The sequence below is a fragment of the Anoxybacillus ayderensis genome, from assembly GCF_000833605.1.
Classification (GTDB): domain Bacteria; phylum Bacillota; class Bacilli; order Bacillales; family Anoxybacillaceae; genus Anoxybacillus; species Anoxybacillus ayderensis.
Genome location: NZ_JXTG01000013.1, coordinates 57,562 through 66,268, shown reverse-complemented (window position 1 = coordinate 66,268; position 8,707 = coordinate 57,562). Strand labels below are relative to the sequence as shown.

The following is an 8,707-nucleotide window of genomic DNA, read 5'->3' as shown; positions in this document are numbered from 1 at the left end:
TTCAATTTCTTTATTCGCAATGTCTTGTGCTTTTTTGAGCGCTTCCGCAAGCGGTTGTTCACCTAAAAAGGCGCTCACAAACTGGTTGTTAAAGTTGTTCATAATAATCGGCAAGTTCGTACCGTTTTGCCATACGGTCGCATACGGTGCTCCTGCAACAAGCGCTGCGCGCAATTCATCTTTATCGTATCCGAGTTCAGATGCGACCGATTTACGTGTTGGCAACGCAAATCCTTTACTTGTCCAAATTTTCATTCCTTCTTTTCCTGTTAAAAACGAAATAAGTTTCCATGCCGCTTCTTTCTTTTGCGAATCTTTGTTCATGACGTACGCTACTGTATAAGCCATCGTTCCTTTTTTGCCGTCAATCGTTGGCACTTCTGCTGTGCCGAACGGTGTATTTGGGAACGTTTCTTGTAGGAATGGAATCGCCCAGTTTCCTTCGATCACCATCGCTGCTTTTTGTTGACCGAACATTTCGCCGCCCCAGCCGGCGCCAACTTCATTTGGTTGCGCTGCTGATTTATCTTTTAAGCGCATATCGACGATTGGCTGTAACGCTTCAACGACTTTCGGATCGGCAAAGCTTGCTTTGTTGTCTGTCACGACTTTGCCGCCTTTTGATTCCGCGATGTAGTATAGGCGCGCTAATTCCGGTGCTACCCCGAAACCGTACACTTCTGTTCCCTTTGTTAATTTTTTCGCCGCTTCGCGCAATTCATCCCACGTTTTCGGTACGTCTAGCCCTGCTTCTTCAAACATTTTTTTGTTGTAGAAAAGCGCTAACGTCGAATAGTCTTTCGGGAAGCCGTATATTTTACCGTCTGGACCTTTAAACGCATCAAGAAGCGGTTTTTCAAAATCGTTGATGTCAAAATCGTCTGTGACATAGTCATCAAGCGGCTCTAAAACACCTGTTTCAATCATCGCTGGCGCTTCAAACGCATCTAAATAAAATACGTCTGGACCTTCGCCACCAATTAAGCGCGTTTTAATGACATCCATATATTGATCGGAAATGACTTCATGTTTCACTTTAATGTTCGGATATTTTTTCTCAAATTCATCTAACGTTTGCTTTAACAATTTTTGTTCCATCGGGTTGCCGCCCCAACCTGCAAGCGTGACTTCTACTTGTTCTTCTTTCTTATCGTTTCCTTCATTTTTTGCTGTTTTTTCTTCGCTGCCACATCCCGCTAAAACGCTTCCAAAAAGCATTGTCGACATACTAAGCGCAAACCATTGTTTCTTTTTCATCATATAAGACCCCTTTCTTATTCATTTTATATTTGGAAGGGAGACGAGCTCCCTTATTCCCGATGAAATGCACGTACAATTACATCGTACGTTAACTCAGCTGTCGTTTGGACGATGTAGTCCGCTTCTTTTAACGCTTCCTCGTCACCGACGCCAATGGCGAACATGTTCGCCGCTTGAATGGCTGCCACACCTGCTTGCGCATCTTCCACTCCGACGCACGCGGACGGGTCTACTTGTAGCTGTTTAGCCGCAGTCAAGAAAATTTCTGGGTGCGGTTTGCTGTTTTTTACTTTCGCCGCATCGACGATCGTATCGAAATATTCGCCAATTTGTAGCCGTTCGATGACGGTAAACGCATTTTTACTTGCGGATGCTAAGCCGATTTTCACGTTTTCACGTTTTAGTTCACGCAATAAATCGAGTATGCCGGGAAGTAAATCGTCTGGCGTCATGCGCGCAATGAGCTGTTTATAATGTTCATTTTTTTTGTCGGCTAGCGCCTCTTTTTCCGCCATCGTATAGCGATCCGCTTGGCCGCCGAGCGCTAAAATGCGCTCGAGCGACTCCATGCGGCTCACCCCTTTCAACTGCTCGTTAAACGCGCGATCAAACGTGATACCTAATTCCTCCGCAAGCTGTTTCCATGCGATAAAATGATACTCTGCCGTATCGGTAATGACACCGTCTAAGTCGAAAATCACTGCCTTTAGTTCCTTGTTCATCATGTCAAATCCTTTCATGCAAGTGGAATCGTCACTTCGTCTTTTACTTCGTATGTCGTGCCGAACACATCAAACGTCACGGCATCGCAAACGTTCGTCACTTTTTTCACGACGAGCGACTCGTGCGTGACCGTTACTTCTAACCGATCACCGCGCCAATATATTGGAAACGATAGTTTTCTCCATTGTTTTGGAAGTTTCGGATGAATGCGTAACTTTCCGTCAAGCATGCGCACGCCGCCGAATCCGCATACGACCGATTGCCATACGCCGCCGATGGAGGCGGTATGCATGCCGTGATCCGATGATTTCATATTCGGACCTAAGTCGATGCGGGATGCTTGTTCAAACAATTGATACGCTAGCTCGCGATCGTCCATATCGCTCGCTAAAATGCAATGTGTCGATAAACTGAGCGATGAATCGTGAAGCGTTTTTGGCTCATAATAGTTCCAGTTCGCTCGTTTCACTTCTTGTGAAAACTTATTTTCTAGCAAGTAAAACAACACCATAATGTCCGCTTGTTTCGATACTTGAATGTTGTTCACTTGTTCAAGGTTGTAATCTTCAAAAATTGTGCCGACGCGCGTTTGCTTTTTATATTTCGTTAAGTCGATAATTTGTTTTGTTAAATACGTATCATCTTGCGGAATGACAAGATCTTCTTCGCGCGGCTGCGGCAAGTAAATGAGATCGACTTTTTCTTTCCATTTTTTATATGCTTCATGCACGCCAATTTTTTCGTGTAACGCGTCAAGCAATGCCGGATCGCTTTCTTTTAATCTTTCATAATAGCGAATCGCTGTTTCAATGTTCCAATGCGCCATATAGTTCGTAAAGGCGTTGTTGTTGACGTGCTCTTTATATTCATCTGGACCGATGACGTCGTTAATGTGATATTGTTTCTTTTCTTCGTTCCATTCTAATCGGCTCGCCCAAAACGTCGCGGTATCAAACAACATTTCATAGCCACAACGTTTCATAAAATCTTCATCGCCTGTCACTTTGTAATATTGCCATACCGCAAACGCGATATCGCTCGTAATATGTTGCTCGATAAAGCCAGACCAAATTTTCGTCGCTTTTCCTGTCACAATATCAACCGCGCCCCATACCGGTGTCACTTCATCGCCTGTAAACGCTGACTCCCACGGATACATCGCTCCTTCATAGCCGTTCGCTCTCGCTTTTCGGCGCGCCCCTTCAATCGTGTTGTAACGATATTCAAGCAAGCTGCGGGCAATATGTGGGAACGTGTATGTGAAAAACGGCAAAATGAAAATTTCTGTATCCCAAAACGAATGACCTTTATATCCTTCGCCTGTTAACCCTTTTGCCGCAACCCCAAAGCGCGCGTCATGCGCTGGCGTCATAATGATTAAATGGTAATGCGCAAAGCGAATCGCAAGCTGGTCAAATTCGTTTTCGCTTTCGATCGTAATGTTCATTTGCTCCCAACGTTTTTTCCATTCCGAAACGTTTTCGGAAAAGAGCGCATCGTACCCTTTTTTCGCTTCTTCTTTTAAGTCGTTGAGCGCCTCTTGTCGCATCACATCAAGGCTGTATGCGTCATGGTCGTACGCTTTGTCGCGGCTTGTGTACACGTTGGCGAGCTTTTCAAACGTGAACGCCTCTCCCTTTTTGACATGAAACGATACTTGAATAAACACTTTGCGGCGGTCGATCGCCATGCGCGGCTCTGTTTCGACTTCTTTTCCGTCAATCATATATCGATGGACCGCATTGACGACAAAATCAATTTTCGATTCCGTCGTCGTTTGAATAAGTTGCAAATATTTTTTATCAAAAATGCGCTTTTCTCCTTCGTGAAAATGTTGCGCTCCGCTATTTGTCATTTGCCCGTTAATGCCGGATGTAATGTGAACGTCCGCGTCGCAATTGAGCGGTCTTATTTCCATCTTCATGCCGATGAGATGTAAGTTTTTTAGCGACACAAAGCGGCGGAACGTAAGCTCAAACTGCTCGCCGCGCGTATTTTCCCAAATGATGTGGCGCACTAATTCCGCATCTTTCACATTTAAGTCGCGGCGATAATGAATGATTTTCCCTTTTTCCAACGAAAACTTTTCGCCATTTAACCAAATGTCTAACTCAACGACATCTGGTGCATTCGGCAGTTCCGTCACTTCATATTCATCAAACTGGTTAAACGTACCGGCGACAAACAAATTGCGCACTTGCCCGACGTACGATTCTTCCGTCGCTGAACGAAGCCCCATATACCCGTTGCCAAGCGCCATAATCGCTTCGCATTTTCCGAGCGCATGCGGGTTGAATGCGACTTCTGATACGATCCAGTTTTTATACTCGCCTGTTCCTAAGTTGTATTGCAGCATCGTAAACTCCCTTTCCTCGTGTAAATGTCATTTTTCCAAAACGTTTCGGATTTTCAACATGAAAAAAGGATTACCCTTTTTTCACTTCCGCCGTCGACTCGCGCACGACAAGTTGCGTCCGCAACGTCACGACTTTCGCTTCGTTTCCTTCCAACATATCAATCAGCATGCTTGCCGCTTCATAACCCATTTGAAATTTATTTTGCGCCACCGTCGTTAATGCGGGAGATACGTATGACGCAAGCAAAATATCGTCATATCCAACGACCGATACATCGTCAGGCACGCGCAAATGAAGCTGTTTGAGCGCTTTCATGACACCGAGCGCCATTAAGTCGCTTGCGCAAAAGATGGCAGTAATATTCGGCTCGTTTGTAAACAACTCGTATGCCCTCGCTTCCGCCATCTCTTCCGAAAAATCGCCGTTAACGACCCACTCTTTTCGAATCGGCACATTTGCTTCTTCCATCGCCTCATAAAATCCTTGCAGGCGCTGCTTGCTCACGAAAGCGTAATCGTGCCCGTTCATCATCGCAATGTTGCGATGCCCAAGCTCAAGCAAATGTTGCACCGCTTTTTTCGCTCCATATACGTTATCGGTCGTTACATATCCGACGCGATCGGACTGAATCGGAATGTCGATTAATACGCACGGAATGTCGCTTTCGACAACTTCCGTTAAGTACGGATCATCCGTTTTAATTCCTTGCAAAATGACGCCGTCAACGCGCCGTTCGCGACATAGTTGCGAATACGTTTTTTCCCTTTGTTTCGTCGAATTTGTATTAAACAAAATGACGTCATAATCTGTTTTGGCGATGTAATCGTTGACGCCTGTCATCACTTCAAACGTAAAGTTATCCTTTACCGCTGAGCGCGTCATGCCTGAAACGAGCAGCCCAATCGTTTTCGATTTGTTCATGACAAGGCTTCGCGCAAGCGTATTCGGGCTGTAATTGAGCTGCTTGGCGATGTCGATAATTTTTTTGCGCGTCTTTTCACTGACGTCGGAATAGCCGTTTAACGCGCGCGAAACAGTCGTCACCGACACACCAGCCGCTTTCGCAATATCTTTAATCGTTGTCACTTTCATTTCCTCCAAAACGTTTCGGATTCCTTGTTGATTTGAATTGTAAACGAAGTTGAAACCGATTGCAACAAAAAATTTGTGACAAAATTCGTGGCATTTTCCCCAAAAATACTCTCCCTTTCTTTTAAACGGTCATGCTATAATGAGAAAAAAGCGAAGGGGGCCTCACGATGAAAAAACGATGGTCAATCCGTTTTCAGAAAAAACCAAAAACAAAACAAACGAAAAAAACGACGACGATCGGCAGGAAGTATGGGATCGTTTTCAGCTTTGCTACACTTTTATTTGTCAGCGTTTTCATTTTTGTATTTTTACTCGTCAATAACTTAACGAACGTCGTCAAACAAGTCGAACAAAAAAGCGACCAAGCGATTTTAATTACCGACCTCGGCTCATTATTTAAACAAAAATATATTGTCATTACTGACTATATGACAAACCCCCGCCCAGAAACGCTTTGGCAATACGGCGACTTAACGAAACAGTTTAACGATAAAATGAAACAATTAGAGCCGCATATGCAGACGGAGGAGGCGAAAACGATATATCGCTCGACGATTTCGATTGAAAATCAGTTAAATGAATTGCTTTATAAAACGATTCAACCTGCGGTATTATCGTATCGTGATCGCGGGGAAATTATCGACATTTTCCAAGTTATTAGCTTTCAAAATAAAGCGGCAACTATTCGCGATATGAGCATCGAAAAACTCGATGTGTTACGAAACATCGTTGTCAATGAACGAAGCGCGCTGACGACAGAAATGAACGATACGATTGCGAAAAACATTTTTATGATGTTGATTACCGTCGTTGTTGCGATCGTTTTATCTGTCATCTCCCTCGTCATTGTGAGCCGAAAAATAAGCAAACGATTAAAACAAGTCGTCGACGTCTGCCATGAGCTTGCGCGCGGCAATTTGCGCGTCCAACGCTTGACGGATACAGAAATGGATGAAGTCGGACAAATTTCGCAAGCGATGAATGAATTAGCGGACGGTCTTGAACAATCGATCGCCCAAATTCAAGCGGTTGCTACGCATGTAAACGACATGTCGCACACGTTGCGTCTAAACGCGGAAGCGACGACAGAAGCGAACGAACAAATTACACAAGCGATTCTCGAAGTCGCATCAGGGGCAGATGAACAAGTAAGCGTATCGAAACAAACGAACGAAGCGGTGCATAACGTATCCGATGCATTAACGACCGTGATGAGCAAAGTATCAGAAACAGCAAAAAGAACAAACGAAGCAACGAAGCGCGTGAATGAAGGAACATCACTAGTAGAGCAAACGGTTGCACAAATGAAGCTTATTCGCGAACAAATTGAACGTCTCGCTTCCGTCATTGAATCGTTAAACGATAAATCAAAAGAAATTCATCAAATCGTCGGCTTTATTACAAACATTTCTGATCAAACGAATTTGCTTGCGTTAAATGCCGCCATTGAAGCAGCACGAGCGGGCGAGCATGGAAAAGGATTTGGCGTCGTCGCAGAAGAAGTGCGCAAACTGGCTGAACAGACGGCGCATGCGGCAGGAAACATTCGCACGCTCGCTGAACAGTCGCAAACGCAAACGGCGCATGCGGTGCACGTCATGCATGAAAGCAGCGAGTCGTTCCAATGCGGTCATTCGCTCGTTGAACAAGTCGGGCATATTTTCCGTATGATTTCTACCGATATGGCGCGCGTCCAAGCAGAAAGCGATACGGTGAACGAAACGATTCGTTCCGTTGATGAAAAAGTAAAAACGATGACGTCATTTGCGGATCAAATTATTGATATTTCATCACAATCAGCTAAAAATATTGAACAAGTCGCGGCTACAACCGAAGAACAAAACGCAACGATGCAAGAGCTGCTCGCTTCTTCGCAAGAGCTCGCCAGCACGGCCGAACAACTTCGCCAAACGGTCGCACGTTTCCACATGTAATCGGACAACCGTCCTTTCTCAACATAAAAGGACGGTTTCTTTTTCGTATGCTACATGCAGAAAGGAAGTGAACGAATGCTCTCTTCTCACCTCGCGAAAAAAATCGTATCTGACGTGCGTCGCCTTATTCATGAAGACATTATTATCGTCGATACGAACGGCATCATTATGGCAAGCACCGACACGACACGCATCGGTCAATTTCACGAAGGAGCGTTTCTCGTTTGCCAAGAGAAGAAAAAGCGAATCATTACAAAGCAAGACGAAGGTGTATTAAAAGGTGTGAAAGCAGGCGTGAACTTGCCGATTTTTTTTCACGGCGACGTCATCGGCGTCATCGGCATTACAGGCGATCCAACGAACGTATCGCCGTATGGAGAACTGTTGAAAAAAATGACCGAGCTTCTTATTCAAGAAAACTATTATACAGAACAACTGCAGCTCGAAGCGCGGGCGCTTGAAACGTTCGTGTTTGAATGGCTGCAAACGCGCGAATGGTCACCGTCTTTTTTTGAACGCGCGCAACTGTTTCATATTGACTTAACAGCGAAGCGACGCGTCGTGATCGCTTCGTTAAACGATAAAGAACGGACGATTTCGATTGAAATGTGGAAATTTACCCAAACCGTTTGGGACGACAAACGCGACATCATCGTCCGCTGGGGAAACGATCGCTTGCTTTTTTTGCAGACAGACGACGACAAAGAACGAACGATCGCAAAAATAAAGACGTTGCAACGATCGTTTTTGGAAAAATATGATGTTTCGTTTCATGTCGGATGCGGAAAAATGACCGATGCGAAATACGTGTATGAGTCATATAAACAAGCGGAGCGCGCCCTTCATGTCGCGAAACAAACGGAGGAAATCGTCTTTGATGAAGATTTACGACTAGACATGTGCTTAGAAGACATTTCTTTATCAACAAAACGAGAGCTCATTCAACGAACGATCGAACCGTTAATGAACGACGAAGAACTGCTTCATACGCTCCGCACATTTTTTGCGCACAACTTATCGCTCAAACAAACAGCCGAAGCGCTTCACATTCATATTAATACGCTTCATTACCGACTGAAAAAAATACAAGAATATACAAATTTAAACGTGCGCAACTTGGAACATGTCATCACTTTATATTTAGCCATTCGTTTTTTAGATGAAACAACAAAAAAATAGCTTGTAAACGCTTTATTTTTATATGTTCATCCATAGCGGGTTTCCCCGCTTTTTTTTATGCTTATAGTACAAATAAGAAAAGCGAAAAGCGCCCGCCTATCGGCGAAGGGCGCACAAGCCCCACCGAGGAGGCTGTCGCCGCCGCAGTGTGGGGCGGAGCGG

At 44.7% G+C, this 8,707-nt stretch carries 6 protein-coding genes; 2 read left to right on the top strand and 4 right to left on the bottom strand.

The genetic code is table 11. The annotated features are described in order from the left end of the window. The 4 genes from JV16_RS10990 to JV16_RS10975 all read right to left on the bottom strand — a co-directional run. Nucleotides 1-1,257 (bottom strand): ABC transporter substrate-binding protein (locus JV16_RS10990; protein WP_042535863.1); only part of this gene is annotated, 1,257 nt, incomplete at its 3' end. Between the two features lie 53 nt (nucleotides 1,258-1,310). Then, complete coding sequence (gene pgmB / locus JV16_RS10985) at nucleotides 1,311-2,000, bottom strand: beta-phosphoglucomutase (protein ID WP_084220353.1); 690 nt, start codon at nucleotides 1,998-2,000, stop codon at nucleotides 1,311-1,313. Beyond that, a complete protein-coding gene (locus tag JV16_RS10980) occupies nucleotides 1,997-4,339 on the bottom strand; it encodes a glycoside hydrolase family 65 protein (protein ID WP_042535846.1) in 2,343 nt (780 codons plus the stop codon). Before JV16_RS10980 ends, pgmB begins: the two co-directional genes overlap by 4 nt. A gap of 70 nt (nucleotides 4,340-4,409) precedes the next feature. Then, nucleotides 4,410-5,426: a LacI family DNA-binding transcriptional regulator gene (locus JV16_RS10975; protein WP_021094297.1), complete on the bottom strand. Its 1,017-nt coding sequence runs from the start codon at nucleotides 5,424-5,426 to the stop codon at nucleotides 4,410-4,412. A gap of 173 nt (nucleotides 5,427-5,599) precedes the next feature. On the opposite strand from JV16_RS10975, the gene JV16_RS10970 reads away from it, so the two are divergent. After that, nucleotides 5,600-7,366 carry a methyl-accepting chemotaxis protein gene (locus JV16_RS10970; RefSeq protein WP_042535844.1) on the top strand — a complete coding sequence of 589 codons (1,767 nt, stop codon included), beginning with the start codon at nucleotides 5,600-5,602 and terminating at the stop codon, nucleotides 7,364-7,366. A 75-nt stretch (nucleotides 7,367-7,441) separates the two neighbouring features. Further along, nucleotides 7,442-8,545 (top strand): CdaR family transcriptional regulator, encoded by a 1,104-nt coding sequence (locus JV16_RS10965; protein ID WP_042535842.1) that lies wholly within the window; start codon nucleotides 7,442-7,444, stop codon nucleotides 8,543-8,545. Nucleotides 8,546-8,707 lie beyond the last annotated feature (162 nt).

What these genes read in the sequence shown, in the direction of transcription:
- pgmB (WP_084220353.1), bottom strand. Translation starts at nt 2,000, where the DNA reads ATGAAAGGATTTGACATGATGAACAAGGAACTAAAGGCAGTGATTTTC.
- JV16_RS10980 (WP_042535846.1), bottom strand. Translation starts at nt 4,339, where the DNA reads ATGCTGCAATACAACTTAGGAACAGGCGAGTATAAAAACTGGATCGTA.
- JV16_RS10970 (WP_042535844.1), top strand. Translation starts at nt 5,600, where the DNA reads ATGAAAAAACGATGGTCAATCCGTTTTCAGAAAAAACCAAAAACAAAA.
- JV16_RS10965 (WP_042535842.1), top strand. Translation starts at nt 7,442, where the DNA reads ATGCTCTCTTCTCACCTCGCGAAAAAAATCGTATCTGACGTGCGTCGC.